Annotated in this window: 22 protein-coding genes; 13 read left to right on the forward strand and 9 right to left on the reverse strand. The window is 46.3% G+C overall.

Features of this window, described 5'->3' with window-relative positions:
• The first annotated feature begins 12 nt into the window (after positions 1 to 12).
• Both efeB and ACH32G_RS06060 read left to right on the forward strand, forming a co-directional pair.
• Entirely contained in the window at positions 13 to 1,269 is a 1,257-nt protein-coding gene (efeB, locus tag ACH32G_RS06055) for an iron uptake transporter deferrochelatase/peroxidase subunit (RefSeq protein WP_047475941.1), read from the forward strand.
• Between the two features lie 84 nt (positions 1,270 to 1,353).
• Positions 1,354 to 1,956, forward strand: a complete 603-nt coding sequence (locus tag ACH32G_RS06060) for a DsbA family oxidoreductase (protein WP_448814109.1) — start codon at positions 1,354 to 1,356, stop codon at positions 1,954 to 1,956.
• 22 nt (positions 1,957 to 1,978) lie between these two features.
• Here ACH32G_RS06060 and ACH32G_RS06065 read toward each other — a convergent pair whose 3' ends face one another.
• The 4 genes from ACH32G_RS06065 to ACH32G_RS06080 form a co-directional block, all read right to left on the reverse strand.
• Entirely contained in the window at positions 1,979 to 2,404 is a 426-nt protein-coding gene (locus tag ACH32G_RS06065) for a glycosyltransferase (RefSeq protein ID WP_448814110.1), read from the reverse strand.
• A 70-nt stretch (positions 2,405 to 2,474) separates the two neighbouring features.
• On the reverse strand, positions 2,475 to 2,642 hold the full coding sequence (locus tag ACH32G_RS06070; protein WP_448814111.1) for a glycosyltransferase: 168 nt from the start codon (positions 2,640 to 2,642) through the stop codon (positions 2,475 to 2,477).
• The gene (locus tag ACH32G_RS06075) at positions 2,642 to 3,322 is read right to left on the reverse strand and encodes a class I SAM-dependent methyltransferase (RefSeq protein WP_327814842.1); all 681 of its coding nucleotides are present in this window, start codon (positions 3,320 to 3,322) and stop codon (positions 2,642 to 2,644) included. The genes ACH32G_RS06070 and ACH32G_RS06075 overlap by 1 nt, the downstream gene beginning before the upstream one ends.
• Positions 3,323 to 3,515: 193 nt before the next feature.
• Entirely contained in the window at positions 3,516 to 3,677 is a 162-nt protein-coding gene (locus ACH32G_RS06080) for an anti-repressor SinI family protein (RefSeq protein ID WP_016937514.1), read from the reverse strand.
• A 335-nt stretch (positions 3,678 to 4,012) separates the two neighbouring features.
• Between ACH32G_RS06080 and ACH32G_RS06085 the strand changes: the two genes are divergently transcribed.
• The 4 genes from ACH32G_RS06085 to galT all read left to right on the forward strand — a co-directional run bounded on the left by ACH32G_RS06085 (position 4,013) and on the right by galT (position 7,869).
• Positions 4,013 to 4,636: a TetR/AcrR family transcriptional regulator gene (locus ACH32G_RS06085; protein ID WP_049627618.1), complete on the forward strand. Its 624-nt coding sequence runs from the start codon at positions 4,013 to 4,015 to the stop codon at positions 4,634 to 4,636.
• 79 nt (positions 4,637 to 4,715) lie between these two features.
• Positions 4,716 to 5,102, forward strand: a complete 387-nt coding sequence (locus tag ACH32G_RS06090; RefSeq protein WP_032864817.1) for a GtrA family protein — start codon at positions 4,716 to 4,718, stop codon at positions 5,100 to 5,102.
• 51 nt (positions 5,103 to 5,153) lie between these two features.
• Positions 5,154 to 6,338 (forward strand): galactokinase, encoded by a 1,185-nt coding sequence (locus tag ACH32G_RS06095; protein WP_448814112.1) that lies wholly within the window; start codon positions 5,154 to 5,156, stop codon positions 6,336 to 6,338.
• The gene (gene galT / locus ACH32G_RS06100; RefSeq protein WP_366969877.1) at positions 6,328 to 7,869 is read left to right on the forward strand and encodes a UDP-glucose--hexose-1-phosphate uridylyltransferase; all 1,542 of its coding nucleotides are present in this window, start codon (positions 6,328 to 6,330) and stop codon (positions 7,867 to 7,869) included. The genes ACH32G_RS06095 and galT overlap by 11 nt, the downstream gene beginning before the upstream one ends.
• Positions 7,870 to 7,885: 16 nt before the next feature.
• Here the strand turns inward: galT and ACH32G_RS06105 are convergent, their stop codons facing one another.
• On the reverse strand, positions 7,886 to 8,131 hold the full coding sequence (locus ACH32G_RS06105; RefSeq protein WP_014419187.1) for a GlsB/YeaQ/YmgE family stress response membrane protein: 246 nt from the start codon (positions 8,129 to 8,131) through the stop codon (positions 7,886 to 7,888).
• A 501-nt stretch (positions 8,132 to 8,632) separates the two neighbouring features.
• Between ACH32G_RS06105 and qoxA the strand changes: the two genes are divergently transcribed.
• From qoxA to qoxD, 4 genes are read left to right on the forward strand one after another with little or no spacing between them, the layout of a single operon-like run.
• Positions 8,633 to 9,598 (forward strand): cytochrome aa3 quinol oxidase subunit II, encoded by a 966-nt coding sequence (gene qoxA / locus ACH32G_RS06110; protein WP_095241275.1) that lies wholly within the window; start codon positions 8,633 to 8,635, stop codon positions 9,596 to 9,598.
• 27 nt (positions 9,599 to 9,625) lie between these two features.
• A complete protein-coding gene (qoxB, locus tag ACH32G_RS06115) occupies positions 9,626 to 11,575 on the forward strand; it encodes a cytochrome aa3 quinol oxidase subunit I (RefSeq protein ID WP_016937520.1) in 1,950 nt (649 codons plus the stop codon).
• Between the two features lie 14 nt (positions 11,576 to 11,589).
• A complete protein-coding gene (gene qoxC, locus ACH32G_RS06120; protein ID WP_003150930.1) occupies positions 11,590 to 12,204 on the forward strand; it encodes a cytochrome aa3 quinol oxidase subunit III in 615 nt (204 codons plus the stop codon).
• Position 12,205: 1 nt separating this feature from the next.
• Positions 12,206 to 12,574: a cytochrome aa3 quinol oxidase subunit IV gene (qoxD, locus tag ACH32G_RS06125; protein ID WP_045925758.1), complete on the forward strand. Its 369-nt coding sequence runs from the start codon at positions 12,206 to 12,208 to the stop codon at positions 12,572 to 12,574.
• Positions 12,575 to 12,617: 43 nt separating this feature from the next.
• On the opposite strand, the gene ywcE is transcribed toward qoxD, so the two are convergent.
• Entirely contained in the window at positions 12,618 to 12,878 is a 261-nt protein-coding gene (gene ywcE / locus ACH32G_RS06130) for a spore morphogenesis/germination protein YwcE (protein WP_016937522.1), read from the reverse strand.
• 290 nt (positions 12,879 to 13,168) lie between these two features.
• On the opposite strand from ywcE, the gene ACH32G_RS06135 reads away from it, so the two are divergent.
• The 3 genes from ACH32G_RS06135 to nfsA all read left to right on the forward strand — a co-directional run bounded on the left by ACH32G_RS06135 (position 13,169) and on the right by nfsA (position 15,860).
• On the forward strand, positions 13,169 to 13,627 hold the full coding sequence (locus ACH32G_RS06135) for a GNAT family N-acetyltransferase (protein WP_095241157.1): 459 nt from the start codon (positions 13,169 to 13,171) through the stop codon (positions 13,625 to 13,627).
• A 193-nt stretch (positions 13,628 to 13,820) separates the two neighbouring features.
• Positions 13,821 to 15,008, forward strand: coding sequence for an FtsW/RodA/SpoVE family cell cycle protein (locus ACH32G_RS06140; protein ID WP_016937524.1), 1,188 nt, complete (start codon positions 13,821 to 13,823; stop codon positions 15,006 to 15,008).
• Positions 15,009 to 15,110: 102 nt separating this feature from the next.
• Entirely contained in the window at positions 15,111 to 15,860 is a 750-nt protein-coding gene (gene nfsA, locus ACH32G_RS06145; protein WP_327814834.1) for an oxygen-insensitive NADPH nitroreductase, read from the forward strand.
• Between the two features lie 331 nt (positions 15,861 to 16,191).
• Here the strand turns inward: nfsA and ACH32G_RS06150 are convergent, their stop codons facing one another.
• The 3 genes from ACH32G_RS06150 to ACH32G_RS06160 are packed head-to-tail and all read right to left on the reverse strand — an operon-like array spanning position 16,192 to position 17,707.
• Positions 16,192 to 16,479, reverse strand: a complete 288-nt coding sequence (locus ACH32G_RS06150; RefSeq protein ID WP_047475927.1) for a Dabb family protein — start codon at positions 16,477 to 16,479, stop codon at positions 16,192 to 16,194.
• Positions 16,466 to 16,882: a YybH family protein gene (locus ACH32G_RS06155; RefSeq protein ID WP_448814113.1), complete on the reverse strand. Its 417-nt coding sequence runs from the start codon at positions 16,880 to 16,882 to the stop codon at positions 16,466 to 16,468. The genes ACH32G_RS06150 and ACH32G_RS06155 overlap by 14 nt, the downstream gene beginning before the upstream one ends.
• A gap of 24 nt (positions 16,883 to 16,906) precedes the next feature.
• Entirely contained in the window at positions 16,907 to 17,707 is an 801-nt protein-coding gene (locus ACH32G_RS06160) for an SDR family oxidoreductase (RefSeq protein ID WP_045925761.1), read from the reverse strand.
• Positions 17,708 to 17,761: the final 54 nt, after the last annotated feature.

A 17,761-nucleotide genomic window follows, 5' to 3' on the forward strand; every position in this document is an offset into this window, starting at 1 on the left:
TTATGACACAGCATGAGCGATGAACAAAACAAGGAAAAACAGATCCACAGACGGGATGTCCTGAAGTGGGGCGCCGTAGCGGGCGCCGCCGTCGCTGTGGGAGCGAGCGGCCTCGGAGGACTCGCTCCGCTCTTCAAACCGGCGGCCACCGCTTCAAAGAAGAGTGAAGGAAAAAGTGATAATGATCAAATCGTTCCTTTTTACGGGAAGCACCAAGCGGGAATCACAACGGCTCATCAGACGTATGTGTATTTTGCGGCGCTTGATGTCAAGTCAAGCGACAAAGCTGATGTCATCTCCCTCTTCAGAAATTGGACCAGTCTGACGCAGCTGCTGACCTCAGGCGCCGCTTTGTCAGGCGAGCAAAAAAATAAATATATGCCTCCGCAGGATACCGGGGAGTCGCAGGATCTGGCACCGGCGAATTTAACCGTTACCTTCGGCTTCGGCGCCGGATTTTTTGAAAAAGACGGGAAGGACCGCTTTGGGCTGAAGGATAAAAAACCGAAGCACCTCGCTGACATTCCGCCGATGCCTAACGACAAGCTCGATCAGAAACAAGGCGGCGGTGATATCGTCATTCAGGTCTGTGCGGATAATGAACAAACGGCGTTCCACGCGGTGCGCAATCTGATTAAACAGGCTGTCGGCGTGTGTGAAGTCCGTTTTCTCAATAAAGGTTTCTTAAGCGGCGGGAAAAACGGCGAAACCCCGCGCAATCTTTTCGGATTCAAAGACGGCACCGGCAACCAAAGCACAAAGGATGAAAATCTGATGAATTCAATCGTTTGGGTTCAATCAGGGGAGCCGGACTGGATGACGGGCGGCACGTACATGGCGTTTAGGAAAATTAAAATGTTTTTAGAAATATGGGACCGTTCATCCTTGAAGGAACAAGAGGACACGTTTGGGCGAGTGAAAAGCTCGGGCGCTCCTTTCGGACAAAAGAAGGAGACTGATCCCGTCAAGCTGAATCAAATTCCCGCCGACTCTCATGTCAGCGTGGCGAAATCAACCGGCAGACAGATTCTGCGGCGGGCGTTTTCTTATACGGACGGAATCGACCCGAAGACGGGCTATGTTGACGCAGGCCTGCTGTTTATCAGCTTTCAAAAAGACCCGGACCGCCAATTTGTCCCGATGCTGAAAGCTTTGGCGGCAAAGGATGCGCTGAATGAATACACACAAACGATCGGCTCTTCTTTATTCGCCTGTCCCGGAGGCTGTAAAAAAGGAGAATATATCGCCCAGAAGCTGCTGGAATCGTGACACCTTCCATATGGAAGGTGTTTTTAAAAAACTCTTGTAACTATTTTTGTTACAACATAAAATAAAAAGGAAAGGAGACATACAATGACACTGCAGATTAAAGTATATACTGATTATGTATGTCCGTTTTGCTTTGTCGGCAAAGCGGCGTTTGAAGAAGCAATCAAGGGCAAGGACATACAGGTGGAATGGATGCCGTTTGAATTGCGTCCGAGTCCCTCACCGAAACTTGATCCGGTAAATGATCCCGCAAAGCGGCAGATGTGGAAAAATTCAATTGAACCGATGGCACAGTCTTTAGGCGTTGAGATGACATTCCCCCGCGTATCACCGCATCCCTATACGGATTTGGCGTTTGAAGGTTTTCATTTTGCGAAGGAACATGGGAAAGAAAGCGAATACCATACACGCGTTTTTCAGGCATTCTTTCAGGAAGAACAAAATATCGGTGACATAGACGTGCTGACAAAGCTCGCGGAAGAATCCGGACTTGACGGCGTCGCGTTCAAAGAGGCGCTTGAGACAAGAGCGTACAGGGACGTGCAGCGGGAAGCGCTCCGCCATGCCTATGAGGAAGCCGGCATTACGGCAGTGCCGACGTTTATCATCGGCGATGAAAGAATCCCGGGCGTTGCGGGAAAGGAAACTTTTGAACAAATTATTGAACGGGAATTGAATAAACGTTAATCCGTAAAAAGCCCTCTTTGCATCAGCAAGAGGGCTTTCCTATATAGTGTTGGACAAATATTTGTCTGTCCGCTTCATACGCCGCGGCGTCAAAGGAGTCACCGCAAAAATGAAGGCACCAAGGGTCTTTCTGGCAGGCGACGCCGACTTGATAGCCGTGTTTTTGAAATTCGAGCGACTGTGATGTGTCGTAAAAATGAAAGCTCCGAAACAAATCCTCCCGCCACTCCACGTCATATTGAGCGGCCATTAACAATCCGTCAATGGCGTCAGCGGGCATAAACAGGCCGTCTTCATCACCGTTCTCGAATTCAAGTGTTTGGTAAGCATTCCCGCGCTTTCCCCATCCGCTGCCCGCTTTCCCGCCAAATGCCGTTCGGCGGAAGCGTTTTGCAGCCCGCGACACCGAGAAGACCGAGCTCACGATGAATTGAAAGATATGAAGCATGTCTCGCAGGAAATGCTGATGAATGATAAATGTATCCCGATGCAGATAAATTTTATATTTTGGAAGGGTGTTACAGCGCTTTGTTGTAGGAGGAGGCCATGCTTTCTGAATCGTATATCGGCATGATATCAACGGAATGTGAGAGGGGAACGGTAAGCTTCAGAATATGGTTTTTGCATCGGGAGTAGAGCGACTCGTCATTCACGCAAATGACAAACAGAAATGAATGTGCATCCATTACATGCTCCTCTCGGCCTCAATCACGTATTGATAGGCCGATGCTTCTGTCAGAAAATCATGTCTTATGCCAAGCTGTACGCATACTTCGTGCAATGAGGCGATGGCCCGGTGATAAGAGGGATGATCAACGCGGATCGCCTCAATGCGTTTCACCTCGTAGCCTGCCGCTTTAAATAATAAAAGAGTTTCTTCCCGGGTAAAAAAACGCAGGTGGGTCTGATCCATTAACCCGGCGTCCCTGTAAGTCCATTTGCCGGCTAAAAGCTCCAGCACCACTGAGATGTGGCCGACATTCGGTATGCATGCAAGCACCGTGCCGTCTTTTTTGACATACGGGCGAAGCTTTTTCAGCACTGACCACGGGTCGACAAGATGCTCCAGAACGTCTCCGAACAGCATACAATCGAATTGTTCTGATTCGTACGGAAGAATGGCGGATTCAATGTCGCCGCAAAGCACATGGCTCAATTTACTTTCCGCCTTTTTTGCTGCTTCGGGAAACGCTTCAATGCCGTAAACCGTTATTCCGCGGTCTTCAATCGCCGCGCCTAAATTGCCCGTGCCGCAGCCGACATCGAGCACTGTCCGCCAGTTTTTGTCTATTTTGTTTAATAAATAAGGATTCAGGCCTTCGTAGTAGCTTTGTTGTTTTTCATCATAATAGGGATTCGTATCCATCCGTGTATCACCTCATAAATGGGCATAATACACAAGATATGCAGCGGGGGGATCTCATATCACCATGTTTGGCTGGTTCAGGTAGCGGAATGGGGCGGGAATGGTTGTCCGTTCACGGTTTTGTACTCTGATTCCCCTCTTAAGATGGCAGTGTTCCTTTGAAAACTCGGGTGAAAGGATCCGCCTGTAAATCTTACTGCTGGCGGATGGTGTTTTTCATTGGTGTTTTTTTCTTCACCGCTTTTTCAGTATTTAAGAATCGCCTTACATCGTCAATGTGCAAACCCATGATTCTAGCCTCTTGAATTAACAATTGCCAATCTTGATCTATATTCTTCATTACATGAGTTTTCATAAGAACCTCCAATTGAAAAAATGATTTGCCCAGCTACAGCAGCCAATGTGTAACAAATATCACACATAGTTGGCCGGTAATCCCAAATTGAAGATGAATTCACCTACCTATTCCCTAAAAAAATGACTGAAATAACCAAAATCCTTCAAGAATTCTTACGTATAATAATAAACAAATAAATACTGACTGGATAGTATGTAAATAAAAATAAATCATATGACCTATTAACATTTACCCTTTGATCGTCGACTAGCATATTCTTTTTGTATAAAAAATACCGCAAAAGAATGATTCGGTGTAAGATAAAGTGAATGATCAAACAGCTGGGGTAAAAAATGAAAAAAAACAAATTTCAAATTAAGAGAGAAGAAACATTTGAAAGTTTTATTGACGCAGGTCTTCATCTTCTGATTGACAGAGCTTACGATTCAGTCTCAATCGATGACATCAGTAAAGCGGCGGGTTTCAGCAAAGGCGCGTTTTACGTTCATTTTGAAAGCAAGGAAGATTTTCTGAAGCATTTGTTAGACAGGCGTCAGATTAAAAAAAGGATCATCACGGGCTATCTCGACGAATTAGAAAAGCAAACAGCGCGGCCGTTGACGCTTTGTGAAGCCGCGGCAAGCGCAGCAAGCCTGTTGATGCGGTTTGTAAACAGCAAGCCTGCCTGGAATGTGGTGTCTTTTGCCGTTCATATGCCTACTTACAAAGTCGTCAGTGAATATGAGGCGTATATCCGCCTGTATAAGTTATGGATAGAAGAAAGCACCATGTACATAAATTGGCTCAAATCGAGAAATTTAATAGAAGACCATATAGATACCGAGCATACCGCTAACATGATGTGCGCGCTCATCGACGGGATGATTAAGCAATCCAATGTGCTGGGAAGGCCGGTTACTTTCCGCAGCATGTTTGACGCGTTCTATGTTTTTGTCAGCGGCAGAAAATCAGGGTAACGTTCTTCTTGATTTGACAAAAGGTTTAGAAAAGTTTTTCAGAAAGCGAGGAACTGCCATGCGTTACAGAGAAATTATGATGTATATCATTATGGGTGTGTTCACGACGATCGTGAACATCGTCAGTTTTTACATTCTGACGGCGGTATTTGAGATGGATTACAAGGCGGCGACCGTCGCCGCTTGGGTTCTGTCCGTTCTATTTGCATATGTCACGAATAAACTGTATGTATTTCAGCAAAAAACCGCGGGGATGCGGAGTCTGATGAAAGAATTGACTGCCTTTTTCAGCGTGCGGGTTTTGTCTCTCGGCATAGATCTCGCGATGATGATTCTTTTGGTCAGTCAATTTCACATGAATGAAACGTTGGCGAAAATCGCCGATAACGTCATCATCGTAGTCGTCAACTATGCTGCCAGCAAGTGGATTGTTTTCAGAAAAGCGAAAGAAGGGGGCGTGTCATAACGGTTTCTTTCCGTGTCCGGGGGGAAAGAGTAACGGTGAAAGGGGATGCGTATGAAACACAAAATAAAGAAAGCGTTTGCGGATGTATTCGGGGAATCGGAGGGCCTGCGTCTTTTCTTTGCGCCCGGCAGAGTGAATCTTATCGGGGAGCATACGGATTATAACGGGGGCTGCGTCTTTCCGTGCGCGCTGACGATCGGTACATATGCAGCAGTCAGAGAAAGAGGGGACAGGCTCGTCAGAATGTACTCTCACAATTTTAAGGAAGCAGGCATAAAAGAATGCAGTCTCGATGATATCCGCTATCAGAAAGAGGACGGGTGGGCCAATTATCCGAAAGGGGTCATGGCGGAATGCCTCCGCAGCGGTTTTTCCCTTCCGCACGGCTTCGATATTGTATTCTGGGGAAATATCCCGAACGGCGCAGGCCTGTCATCATCAGCTTCTATTGAACTTGTCACGGCGGTCGCTCTCAAGGAATGTCATGAGCTTGATGCGGATATGCCCGATTTGGTGAAACTGGCTCAAGCGGCGGAAAATTCCTTTATCGGCGTCAGCTGCGGCATTATGGATCAATTCGCCGTCGGGATGGGAAAGAAAGATCATGCGATCCTGCTGAATTGCGGAACGCTCGCCTTTGAATATATTAGACTCGGGATGTCGGGACTGTCGATCGTGGTTGCGAATACCAATAAAAAACGGACGCTTGCAGACTCAGGCTATAATACGAGGCTCAAGGAGTGCAGGGAAGCGCTTTATGATCTGCAGAAGCACCTTTCCATTCAGTCGCTGGGGGAGCTGTCTCCCTCCGCTTTTGATTCGCATGCGGAGCTGATTCAGAATGAAGTGAACAGACGCCGGGCGAAACACGCCGTCTATGAAAATCACCGCACCAAAAAGGCGGCCGCCATGTTCAGTAACAATCAGCTTCATCATATCGGTGAATTAATGAGGGATTCGCATCTCTCGTTACGCGATGATTACGAGGTGACAAGTTTTGAGCTGGACACACTGGCTGAAGCGGCCTGGCGCCACGAGGGGGTTGTCGGGTCAAGGATGACGGGAGCCGGTTTCGGAGGCTGTACGGTCAGTATCGTCAAGGCTGATGCGGTTTCAGATTTTATTGAAACGGCAGGAGCCTGCTATGAGGAACAGACCGGGGGAAAGGCCGATTTTTATACGGCGGACATCGGAGCCGGAGCGAGAGAACTAAGGGGGGATGACGATGGCGATTGAGCGGCATGTGGAACGTTTAATCCGGTACGGACTGCAAAAAGAGCTGATTTCCTTTCTTGATATTGAATATACAAGAAACCGTTTATATGAAACTTTGCATATCACCCATCCGGCGCCATCAGCACGGACGGAAAATGAATCGGAGGCATCTCTGCCGGACATACTGGCCCCGATTTACGAATGGGCGGCAGCAACAGGCCGGATTGCAGCCGATACAGACACATATCGCGATCTGCTGAGTGCGAAGATCATGGGCTGCTTTGCCCCGCAGCCGTCTGAGATTGTCCGGCGCTTTGAAGAAACAAAGGCGGTGCACGGGCCGGAGCAGGCGACAAAGGCATTTTACCGATTTTCAGAGGATGTGTATTATATCCGTTCGGACAGAATTCAGCGGAATATCGGGTGGACGGCTGAGACAGCTTACGGAAAGCTGGATATCACGATCAACCTTTCAAAACCTGAAAAAGATCCGAAAGCAATTGCCGCTGCCAAAGAGCAGCCTCAATCCGAGTATCCGAGATGTGTTCTCTGTAAAGAAAACGTCGGGTACGAAGGGAGGCCGGATCACCCCGCCCGTCAAAACCTTCGCGTCATTCCGGTGATTCTCGGCGAGGAGCAGTGGTTTCTGCAATTTTCTCCGTATGTGTATTACCGGGAGCATTGCATCGTATTGAAAGACCGGCACGAACCGATGAAGATCAGCAAAAAAACGTTTGACAGGCTGCTGGCGTTCGTCAGCCAGTACCCTCACTATTTTCTCGGTTCCAATGCTGATTTGCCGATTGTCGGCGGCAGTATTTTAAGCCACGATCATTTTCAGGGCGGCGATCATGAATTTCCCATGGCGCAGGCGGAGACAGAAAGCCGTTACAGGCTGCCTGATTATCCGAAGACGAAGATGGGCATTGTGAAGTGGCCGATGTCGGTCATCCGTCTGCAAAGCGAGAGCGCATCTGAGCTATCTGACGCGGCGGACACCATCCTGCGGGCATGGCGCGGCTATACCGATGAAGCGGCGGATATCCTCGCTTATTCAGGAGAAACACCGCACAATACAATTACGCCGATAGCCCGGCGGAGAAACGGTTTATTCGAATTAGATCTCGTCCTCAGAAATAATCGCACCTCTGATGAACATCCGCTGGGAATTTTTCATCCCCATCAGGAAGTTCATCATCTGAAAAAAGAAAATATCGGACTGATTGAGGTGATGGGGCTGGCGATTCTGCCGGGGCGTCTTGAACAAGAGTTGAAACGCACGGCTGAAGCGCTGTGCTCACCGGACCCGGATGCGGCCTTAACGGCCGATCCTTTTGCGGCCAAGCATAAAGATTGGGCGCTCGGCGTGCTGCATAAGCGGAAGGTAACGGAAGAAAACGCGGAACAGATTCTAAAAGAAGAAATCGGCCATGTCTTTGCGCGGATATTGGAGCATGCCGGCGTCTTTAAACAGACAGAAGAAGGCAGAGCGGCTTTCCGGCGGTTTATCGGCCATTTGCACGCTCTGCCTGAAAAAAGCCTCATCCCTTAAGGGACGAGGCTTTTTTTTATCCTCTGCTTCTGGCGATCAGACTGAATAAGAATACCACGATCGCCGCTCCGATGATTGCCGGAATGATGGCAAAGCCGGCAAGGTGCGGGCCCCATGTGCCGAGCAGGCCGTGCCCGATCCATGCGCCGATCAGACCTGCGATCATTGACCCGATAATCCCCCCGGGCATACTTCCTTTTACAAATAAACTTCCGATCCAGCCGATAATAATGGCAACAATCAGAGATACGATAAAACTCATAAATATCACTTCCTATTTTTTATTATTTATGCCTATATGATTCCTTCGTTTTGTCTATATTAAACATAGGAATGTGTTTTTTATAATGAACATATCAAGGCGCGTTCCGGTCTTTTTTTTCCCTATGCGTTGCGTTAAAATGGTAACCGTGTGAAAAGGTGAGAGCAAAGGGAAAATATTTTCTTTATGGAATGGTTAACAAAATGAAACTTTTTGTTGACCCGCGTTTTTTATTGTGGTAAACCTTTATTTGGTATTATTCATTCTCACTATCTTTTTTCTCTATATATGCTAAATGATCTAAAACTTTTTATGTTTGATTTACGCAAGTGAAAAAAGTTCATGCATTTTTTGACGATTTTGTGACATTAGGGCGAAAAAAAGATGAACTTTAGAAAAAAATAAAGCTAATAAGAGCAGATTTTGATAGCATAACAAGGTAGATAGAGAAAAGATTTTGAGAAAGTACATTTCAGATTCACTACATCAATAGGAAGGATGGTGATCTTCTTGTTCAGAGCATTTAAACCGTTACTTTTATTAGCGATGTTGGCTGTTGTTTTCGTACTGGGCGGATGCAGCGACATTTCCGTGTTAGATCCGAAAGGACCTGTAGCAGACCAGCAAAAAGATCTGATTCTCTTGTCAATCGGATTTATGCTGTTCATTGTCGGCGTCGTATTCGTACTATTTACAATCATTTTAGTGAAATACCGCGACCGCAAAGGCAAAGACAGCGGAAATTACAAGCCTGAGATGCACGGCAACACGTTCTTAGAAGTAGTCTGGACAGTGATCCCAATTTTAATTGTCATTGCACTTTCTGTGCCTACCGTACAGACGATATATTCGTTAGAAAAAGCGCCTGAAGCGACTAAGGATAAAGAACCGCTTGTCGTTTATGCTACTTCGGTAGACTGGAAATGGGTATTCAGCTACCCTGAGCAGGATATTGAGACGGTAAATTACCTGAACATTCCTGTAGACCGTCCGGTATTATTTAAAATTTCTTCAGCAGATTCAATGGCGTCGCTATGGATTCCTCAGCTTGGGGGACAAAAATACGCGATGGCGGGAATGCTGATGGATCAATACTTACAGGCTGACAAAGTGGGAACATATGAAGGCCGCAACGCGAACTTCACCGGCGAACACTTTGCCGACCAGAAATTCAACGTAAAAGCCGTTACGCAAAAAGACTTTAACAGCTGGGTGAAAAAGGCCCAGAGCAATTCTCCAAAGCTGACGAAAGAGAAGTATGACGAACTGATGCTTCCGGAGAATGTCGGTAAATTAACGTTCTCTTCTACACACTTAAAATACGTTGACCACGGCCAAGATGCCGAATATGCGATGGAGGCGCGCAAACGCCTTGGCTACAAAGCCGTATCACCGCACTCTAAAACAGATCCGTGGGAAAATGTAAAGAAAAACGAATTTAAAGTATCCGACGATAAACAAGATTGAAATTGAACAAGAAAGGAGGAAGCCCGAATGAAATTGAGATGGGATGAATTTTTTGTAACAGGTGACCCATTAATTCTGGGCGCACAAGTTTCCATTGCGCTTTCCACTATTGCTATCATCGTTGTACTCACATACTTCAAAAAGTGGAAGTGGCTCTGGTCTGAATGGCTTACGTCCGTAGACCATAAGAAGCTTGGAATCATGTACATTATCTCTGCTGTTATCATGCTGTTCCGCGGCGGGGTAGACGGCTTGATGATGCGTGCCCAGTTAGCGCTTCCTAATAACAATTTTTTAGACTCAAACCACTATAATGAGATCTTTACGACTCACGGTACGATCATGATTATCTTCATGGCGATGCCGTTTTTAATCGGTCTGATCAACGTTGTCGTACCTTTGCAGATCGGTGCGCGCGACGTAGCATTCCCGTACTTGAACAACCTGAGTTTCTGGACGTTCTTCGTAGGTGCGATGCTATTCAATATTTCTTTCGTTATCGGGGGTTCTCCGAACGCAGGCTGGACGAGTTACATGCCGCTGGCAAGCAACGACATGAGCCCTGGGCCTGGTGAGAACTTCTACCTGCTCGGTCTTCAGATTGCCGGTATCGGTACGCTGATGACGGGTATCAACTTTATGGTGACAATCCTGAAAATGCGTACGAAAGGCATGACGCTGATGCGTATGCCGATGTTCACATGGACGACGCTGATTACAATGGTTATTATCGTATTCGCCTTCCCTGTTCTGACAGTGGCATTGGCGCTCTTATCATTTGACCGTTTGTTCGGCGCTCACTTCTTCACGCTGGAAGCCGGCGGTATGCCGATGCTTTGGGCTAACTTATTCTGGATTTGGGGACACCCTGAAGTTTATATCGTTATCTTACCGGCATTCGGTATTTTCTCTGAAATTATTTCAGCTTTTGCAAGAAAGCAGTTATTCGGTTACAAAGCGATGGTCGGCTCTATTATCGCTATTTCCGTCCTGAGTTTCCTTGTATGGACTCACCACTTCTTCACAATGGGGAACAGTGCGTCTGTTAACTCTTTCTTCTCGATTACAACGATGGCGATTTCGGTTCCGACCGGGGTTAAAATCTTTAACTGGCTCTTTACGATGTATAAAGGCCGAATCAGTTTTACAACACCGATGCTGTGGGCGCTTGCGTTCATCCCGAACTTCGTTGTCGGCGGGGTAACAGGGGTTATGCTCGCGATGGCTGCAGCAGATTATCAATACCATAATACGTACTTCCTTGTATCTCACTTCCACTATGTGCTGATCGCGGGTACGGTATTTGCTTGTTTCGCAGGATTTATTTTCTGGTATCCGAAAATGTTCGGCCACAAGCTGAACGAAAGAATCGGAAAATGGTTCTTCTGGATCTTTATGATCGGATTTAATGTATGTTTCTTCCCTCAATACTTCCTGGGGCTGCAAGGTATGCCTCGCCGTATTTATACTTACGGACCGAATGACGGATGGACTACATTAAACTTTATTTCAACTGTCGGAGCCTTCATGATGGGTGTCGGATTCTTAATCCTTTGCTACAACATCTACTACAGCTTCCGCTACTCTACTCGCGAGATCAGCGGAGATTCATGGGGCGTGGGACGTACGCTTGAGTGGGCGACTTCATCTGCGATTCCGCCGCACTACAACTTTGCAGTGCTTCCTGAAGTGAAATCTCAAGATGCGTACCTGCAATTGAAAGAAGACAAAACGGATATTCATCCGGAAAGCAAATTCAAGAAAATCCATATGCCGCACAACTCCGGCAGACCGCTTATTATGTCAGTCGCGTTCGGTTTTGCAGGCTTCGGACTTGTATTTGAATGGTTCTGGATGGGCATTGTCGGCTTGATCGGCATTCTGCTTTGCATGGTGCTTCGTTCATTTGAATATGACAACGGCTACTATATACCTGTTGAGGAAATAAAAGAGACGGAAAGAAAGATTTCCGAATAAAGGAGGCGTGATTTATGGAACATGCAGAACACGGCAATTCTAACGCGCCTATGGAATATCAATCTGAAACCGGCAGACTCAATATTCTCGGGTTTTGGATCTTTTTAGGGGCAGAGATTGTGTTGTTCTCAACACTATTTGCAACCTTCTTCGTTCTTCAAAGAAGAACAGCAGGAGGGGTCTTACCGGCTGAATTATTTGAAGTGAAGCTTGTCATGATCATGACATTCCTGCTTCTGATCAGCAGTTTCACCTGCGGGATCGCTGTTCATGAAATGCGTCGCGGAAGTTTAAAAGGCGTCGTCATTTGGACGATCATTACGCTTCTTCTCGGCGCGGGCTTCGTCGGATGTGAGCTTAACGAGTTCATCCACTATGTACATGAAGGAGCATCTCTCGGTACAAGTGCTTTCTGGTCTGGATTCTTCGTCCTTCTGGGAACGCACGGAACGCACGTAACGATCGGTATCTTCTGGATTGCCGGCATCTTACTGCAATTGAAGAAACGCGGATTAACGCCGCAGACGTCTTCAAAAATCTTTATCTCAAGTTTATATTGGCACTTCTTAGACGTTGTTTGGATTTTCATCTTTACAGGCGTCTATCTCATCGGATTGGGGGGACTATAATATGGCAAACAAATCTGCTGAACACAGCCACTTTCCGTGGAAGCATATCGTAGGTTTTGCGTTGTCTATTATTCTGACCCTGCTGGCCCTTTGGGTTGCGGTATATACAGATTTAAGCTCATCAGCAAAACTTTGGATCATTTTCGGATTCGCATTTATTCAAGCCGGCCTGCAGCTTCTCATGTTCATGCACATGACAGAAAGCGAAAACGGCGGAATCCAAGTCGGAAACACGCTCTTCGGATTTTTCGGAGCGATTGTCATCATCCTTGGTTCCATCTGGATCTTTGCGGCGCACTACCAACACGGTGACCATATGGATGGAAACCCTCCAGGCGGTGCGAAACAACATTCCGAACATCAGGAATAAAAAGAAACCCTCTTCGTTCAGGCGAAGAGGGTTTTTTGTGCCTTTATCGGCTTCTTCTCCGGCGCAGGTGCGGAAGACCATAAATGATAAAGGCGGCGATATGGGCAACGATGACGTTGACGGCAAACAGGATAATCATGAGTGTGTGGCCGAGAGGGGATAGACTGCTGGTTGCGTAAAAGTAGAAGAAAACCCACATTAAAATGATTGGCGGTATGGCCGAGAGGGCCACTTTTTTGTTATCCAGCCAGATAAAGAGGGGTGTTGCGCTTGCGACCAGTAAATAAGCAAAAAACATGTCCATCTTACATGTCTCCTTTCATTTTATGGCAACGTTTCCAAAATGAAATACAGAGAATAAAATGTGTCTGTTTTGTGGTCGTTTTTTGAACATTTTGTTACAATTATTATACCATGTTTTCCAATTTTTGATACCGCTTTTTCGAGAAATGTATTGCAACTATTGCCTCATTTTTGGATAGGTACAAGAAACCGGAAAGGTCAAACACCTGTCACATTTCCGTACAATGGAGTGGCGCAGGCTGTGAACCTTTGCTATGGTCAAAGAAAATATGCACAGCAAGGGTGGTTGAAGTGCACGTAAGGAAAGAAGATGTAACAGCGCCGGATGTCATTGCGCATTTGCAGGCGCATCTGAAGAGCATGACCCTGCATTCTCCCCCGGAGAGTATACACGCGCTCAATGCGGACCGCCTGCGCCAGCCTGACGTTACGTTTTGGAGTGCGAGGGAAGACGGCGTCCTGCTTGGCTGCGGCGCCTTAAAGGAGCTGAACAGCCGGCACGGTGAGGTGAAATCAATGAAAACCTCTCCACAGCATGTCAGAAAAGGCGCGGCCAAACGAATCCTTCACCATATAATTGAAGAAGCAAAACGGAGAGGCTATCAGCGGATCAGCTTGGAAACCGGTTCGATGGATGCTTTTCTCCCCGCCAGACGCCTGTATGAAAAAACCGGGTTTCAATATTGCGGACCGTTTGCGGACTACAATGAGGATCCGAACAGTTTGTTTATGACATTAAACATGAGATGAAACCCCTTTTCTGACGAGAAGGGGTTTTTTATCGGAAAAGTTTCACCATGACCGAAACATTTCCTTTTCTGACACGTCATATGTCGTGTAGTCCCCAAACCGTAAAAAGAAACAACCTCATCATGTTTTCTTGAACGGTGTTCATGTATAATAAACAATAGTGACTTCCGATGAAAATGTAAGGCGGGATAGAATGAGTCGATATAAGAAACAGCAAAATCCCTATTATCAGGGGGATTTGATTTTTATATTTGGTGTGTTTTTAATAATTAGTGTTGCGGCGATTTATGCGGCCGGACAGTTCGGGCAGTATGGAAGTGATGCCTGGATGAGACAGATCGTCTTTTATGTCATCGGAGCCGGTCTCATGGTCGGTATTATGTATTTTGATTTAGAGCAGCTTGAAAAACTGAGTCTGTACGTATTAATTGCCGGCGTGCTGTCACTGCTTCTTTTGCGTGTCGCACCGGAATCCATCGCCCCGATTAAGAACGGGGCAAAAAGCTGGTTTAAAATCGGAAGCTTTACCCTCCAGCCATCTGAGTTTACGAAAATAGGAATTATGATGATGGTCGCGTCCATTATATCGAAGGCAAGCCCGAAAGATCAAAGATCACTTCGGGAAGATGTGAATCTGCTTTTGAAAATTGCGGCATGGACAGTGATTCCGATCGGACTGATCGTTTTGCAGGATGCCGGAACGGGAGCGATCTGTCTGTTTATCGTTATGGTGATGGTGTTTATGTCGGGTGTGAACTGGAAGCTGATCACCATTATCGGCGGATCAGCCGCCCTTGTTGTCGCCCTTTTCTTAGCGCTCGTAATTGAATTTCCCCATGTGGCGAATTCAATCGGCATTGCGGACTATCAAATTAACCGGATTACATCGTGGATGTCTGATTCAAGCGCGGCTACGACACAGGCAGAGAGTGACAAAAGCTGGCAGGTGGATCAGGCCGTTATGGCGATCGGATCGGGCGGTATTACCGGAAACGGCGTTCATAATCTGAAAGTGTACGTGCCTGAAGGACAGACCGACTTTATCTTTGCGATTTTGGGTGAAAGTTTTGGGTTTTTAGGCTGTGCCATTGCGGTTGTCATGTTTTTCTTTTTAATTTACAGGCTTGTGGTGCTGATTGACCGTCTGCATGCCTTTAACCGATTCGGCGCATTCTTTTGCGTAGGATTTACTGCACTTATCGTGATTCATACCTTCCAGAACATCGGGATGAATATCGGCATTATGCCGGTTACCGGAATTCCGCTTCTGTTTGTCAGCTATGGAGGGAGCTCGGTGCTATCTACATTGATCAGCTTCGGGATTGTATATAATGCAAGTGTGCAGCTGACGAAATATAAAAGTTATTTGTTCAATTCATAATGTCAGACGGCTCGTTTTTCGGGCTGTCTTTTTTTGTTCAGAGCATTTTGCTTTTGACATGATTCCCTTTGGGATATGATATATAGAGAAGGAGGCTTTTATATGAACAATACCATCGAAACTATACTTAATCATCGGTCGATCCGATCATTTACTGACGAGCTGCTGACAGCAGAAGAGATAGATACATTAGTGAAAAGCGCCCAGGCGGCGTCAACATCCAGTTACGTACAGGCTTACTCCATCATCGGCGTAACCGATCCGGAGAAAAAGCAAAAGCTGGCGGCGCTGGCCGGAAATCAGCCTTACGTCGAGAATAACGGGCACTTGTTTGTGTTTTGCGCTGATTTGTACCGTCATAAAAAACTTGCTGAAGAAAAAGGCGAAAACATTACTGAGCTTCTTGAGAATACGGAAATGTTTATGGTCAGCGTCATTGATGCCGCACTTGCCGCACAAAACGTAAGTGTTGCCGCAGAATCAATGGGCCTTGGCATTTGTTACATCGGAGGCATTCGGAATGAACTTGATCAGGTGACGGAAGTGCTCGGTACACCTGACCATGTGCTGCCGCTGTTCGGTCTGGTAGTCGGCCACCCGGCTCATCCGTCAGGTCAAAAGCCGCGTTTGCCGAAACAAGCCGTATATCATGAAAACACGTACGATACGAATGAAGAAAACTTCCGCAGTTATATGAAGGAATATGATGAAACCATCTCCGACTATTATGATAAACGGACAAACGGCAAGCGGATTGAAACATGGTCTGATCAAATTCTGCAGTTCATGAAACAAAAACCGAGAACGTATTTAAATCAATATGTAAAAGATAAAGGCTTTCAAAAAAATTAAGAAAAAACCTCTCCTGTCAGGAGAGGTTTTTTTCATGTTTCACGTGTAACATATTTCGACAAGAACATCTGCGATTATGTACAGTTCCAAAATTTGATGAGTTGCCGTTCCGGGTTTTGAACTTTCGTCTTTTTGATACGTCTCGGAAGCATACTTTCAGGAACGGCATATTTCATAAATAATCGAGACTACATTCAATACACAACAGAGCTGCTCTGTTTGCCTTAGCACATCTTTGATCCGAAGTTCTAAAACAGAGAATAACATGAATACGGCTGATCTCTGTATATAAGTAAAGTTACTTAATTGGCAGTCATTCCTCATCGTCTTATTATAATTCATAGCAAACGGACGCCTGCGTCTCCAGAACCGTGCTAATAAACTTAGCGATGTCTTGATGAACCGGGTGTGTAAGGTACTCTTCCATATCCCCCAAGGAAGCAAACTTAGTGATCAGAATCAAATCATATCCTGAAGGGGCAGGGCGAATGTTAGCTTCAACCTGAACATCGAGAAGAACGTCTATTTTTCCCTTCATGCCCAGCAGAATGGTTTGAACTTGCTTGATATGCTCTGGGCTCATGTCCTTCAGCTTCAGCAGCACGTTATTTACTATCATTTTTATGTTCCTCCTGGTTTCTTACCTGGATTAGCGTTTCTGTTTGTTTGGGTCCTTTAGAAAGTTGGATCGCAAGCTGCTTAATCTTGTGGTTATGAATCTGAAAATAAAAATCTAAATAGAGAGGGTTCGGCAGGCTGGTTTTGTCAAAATCGCCGTCAACCTTAAAAACCGCCGTGATTTCCGCCTTATCCTGTCTATGCCTTTGTAAGTCAAGCGTTACTTTTGCATCAAAATGATGTTCGTCACTCCATTTTCTTATAGCGGATTTGCCTGCCCACACTTTGCCTTCATCAAAGATCATAGCATCCTCCGAAAAACAGTTGATATAGGCATCCGGATCGGGTTTATTGGAAGCGGCTATAAAATCTTGTATAACTTGCGGAAGAGCACTAGGCTCCATAAAATCAACTCCTTTGTCATTTCGTTAAACGGTGCGGATGGTTCCGCCGTCAATAACATATTCACAACCCGTTACATAAGAGGCTCTGCTTGACGCAAGGAATGCGGCAAGCTCGGCAACCTCCTCAGGTTGAGCCGGACGGCCGAGGGGAATGCCGCCAAGCTCGTCCATTAACTGCTGACGGGCGGCTAGATAGTCGGTTCCGGCTTGTTTAGCCATTCTCTCAATTAATTGTTCAGCTGCTTCTGTTTCGGTAAACCCCGGTGCTAGTGCGTTGATTCTTATCCCCTCAGGACCGAATTGGGTCGCCAGGTTTTTACTGTAGTTAACTAGAGCAGCTTTGGCAGCCGAATAAGGCATGGTCATGTTGCCCGGCAGCTTTCGTTGTATAGATGATATATGGACAATCACTCCGCTTTGCTGCTTGACCATGTAAGGCAGAAATCCGCGATCGAGGCGGACAGAAGAAAACAGGTTTGCGTTAAACGCTGTTTGCCAATCCCCGTCTGTTAAAGCTAAAGCCCCTGCCGTGCTACTGGAGGAACCTCCGACATTATTAATCAAAATATCCAGACCGCCGAATTTATGAATTGTTTCCTTAATGATATGATCTGCGCCTTCCGGAAGGCAGACATCGGCCTGAATAAACCCTGCGCCTTCAGGCAATGCCTCGGGTAATGATCTTGCCGTAGCTATAACTTCAGCTCCTGCCGCATGCAGACGTTTGACGATGGCTCTGCCGATTCCACGTGTTCCGCCGGTCACTAGGACCCGTTTACCTGCAAATTCTTTGCTCATATTTAATAAGTACGGACTGTTTTCCATCGTTCTGCTGAATCCTCCTTCAAATGTTGAGTACAAGGCTAGTTTAATCAACAG

Source organism: Bacillus sp. CIS52, from assembly GCF_053545315.1.

Bases quoted from the DNA above. Each gene is read 5' to 3' on its own strand.
- efeB (WP_047475941.1), top strand. From the start codon at position 13: ATGAGCGATGAACAAAACAAGGAAAAACAGATCCACAGACGGGATGTC.
- ACH32G_RS06060 (WP_448814109.1), top strand. From the start codon at position 1,354: ATGACACTGCAGATTAAAGTATATACTGATTATGTATGTCCGTTTTGC.
- ACH32G_RS06065 (WP_448814110.1), bottom strand. From the start codon at position 2,404: ATGCTTCATATCTTTCAATTCATCGTGAGCTCGGTCTTCTCGGTGTCG.
- ACH32G_RS06070 (WP_448814111.1), bottom strand. From the start codon at position 2,642: ATGGATGCACATTCATTTCTGTTTGTCATTTGCGTGAATGACGAGTCG.
- ACH32G_RS06075 (WP_327814842.1), bottom strand. From the start codon at position 3,322: ATGGATACGAATCCCTATTATGATGAAAAACAACAAAGCTACTACGAA.
- ACH32G_RS06080 (WP_016937514.1), bottom strand. From the start codon at position 3,677: ATGAAAACTCATGTAATGAAGAATATAGATCAAGATTGGCAATTGTTA.
- ACH32G_RS06085 (WP_049627618.1), top strand. From the start codon at position 4,013: ATGAAAAAAAACAAATTTCAAATTAAGAGAGAAGAAACATTTGAAAGT.
- ACH32G_RS06090 (WP_032864817.1), top strand. From the start codon at position 4,716: ATGTATATCATTATGGGTGTGTTCACGACGATCGTGAACATCGTCAGT.
- ACH32G_RS06095 (WP_448814112.1), top strand. From the start codon at position 5,154: ATGAAACACAAAATAAAGAAAGCGTTTGCGGATGTATTCGGGGAATCG.
- galT (WP_366969877.1), top strand. From the start codon at position 6,328: ATGGCGATTGAGCGGCATGTGGAACGTTTAATCCGGTACGGACTGCAA.
- ACH32G_RS06105 (WP_014419187.1), bottom strand. From the start codon at position 8,131: ATGAGTTTTATCGTATCTCTGATTGTTGCCATTATTATCGGCTGGATC.
- qoxB (WP_016937520.1), top strand. From the start codon at position 9,626: ATGAAATTGAGATGGGATGAATTTTTTGTAACAGGTGACCCATTAATT.
- qoxC (WP_003150930.1), top strand. From the start codon at position 11,590: ATGGAACATGCAGAACACGGCAATTCTAACGCGCCTATGGAATATCAA.
- qoxD (WP_045925758.1), top strand. From the start codon at position 12,206: ATGGCAAACAAATCTGCTGAACACAGCCACTTTCCGTGGAAGCATATC.
- ywcE (WP_016937522.1), bottom strand. From the start codon at position 12,878: ATGGACATGTTTTTTGCTTATTTACTGGTCGCAAGCGCAACACCCCTC.
- ACH32G_RS06140 (WP_016937524.1), top strand. From the start codon at position 13,821: ATGAGTCGATATAAGAAACAGCAAAATCCCTATTATCAGGGGGATTTG.
- nfsA (WP_327814834.1), top strand. From the start codon at position 15,111: ATGAACAATACCATCGAAACTATACTTAATCATCGGTCGATCCGATCA.
- ACH32G_RS06150 (WP_047475927.1), bottom strand. From the start codon at position 16,479: ATGATAGTAAATAACGTGCTGCTGAAGCTGAAGGACATGAGCCCAGAG.
- ACH32G_RS06155 (WP_448814113.1), bottom strand. From the start codon at position 16,882: ATGGAGCCTAGTGCTCTTCCGCAAGTTATACAAGATTTTATAGCCGCT.
- ACH32G_RS06160 (WP_045925761.1), bottom strand. From the start codon at position 17,707: ATGGAAAACAGTCCGTACTTATTAAATATGAGCAAAGAATTTGCAGGT.